1 protein-coding gene is annotated in these 584 nt (G+C 54.3%); it reads right to left on the reverse strand.

What is annotated here, in order from left to right:
• Positions 1-149: 149 nt before the first annotated feature.
• Positions 150-584, reverse strand: a 435-nt coding sequence (locus tag ACRPK8_RS15810; RefSeq protein ID WP_432238993.1) for an RNA-guided endonuclease TnpB family protein, incomplete at its 5' end; no start/stop codon positions are given.

The following is a 584-nucleotide window of genomic DNA, read 5'->3' on the forward strand; positions in this document are numbered from 1 at the left end:
TTGACACTCCCACGGCTAAAGCCGCAAGCCCACACCGTTGGTGAGGGTGGGATTCTCAAGTGCTTGGCGGACTCAATCCATTTCTGCTTCGTCCGAGCCTTGAGGTAGGGGTGTGCCATCACCCCTCCTGAGACAGACCGTATAGGTTCTCAGGCTGATGGACTGTTACCATCCATCACAGGTGCGTATCGGATGTTCATCGCACCGACGGCGTCCCGATGTCCTTTAAACCCACAGGCACACGTGTAGACCCTATCCCTCACCTTGTTCCTGACGGAACAGGACGGGCAGGTCTGACTCGTATAGGCGGGGTCCACATACTCGACCTTGATGCCCGACAAAGCGGCCTTGTATTCGATGAAGGACGCGAGACGATAGAACGACCAAGAGTGGAGGTTCTGGTTGTTTTTACGGCTTGTTCTTGCCGTCTGCCGGATCTTCGCCAAGAGTTCGAGGCGAATGACAGAGATTTTCTTTTGGTTTGCGAAATCGACGATGGCTCGGCTGACCTTGTGGTCCTTGTCCCGCATCCACCGCTGTTCCTTCTGATTGCGTCGTTTGATAGCCTTCGGCTTCTTCTTTTT

The organism is Exiguobacterium sp. TDN 0502 (assembly GCF_050846835.1).
Lineage (GTDB): Bacteria > Bacillota > Bacilli > Exiguobacteriales > Exiguobacteriaceae > Exiguobacterium_A.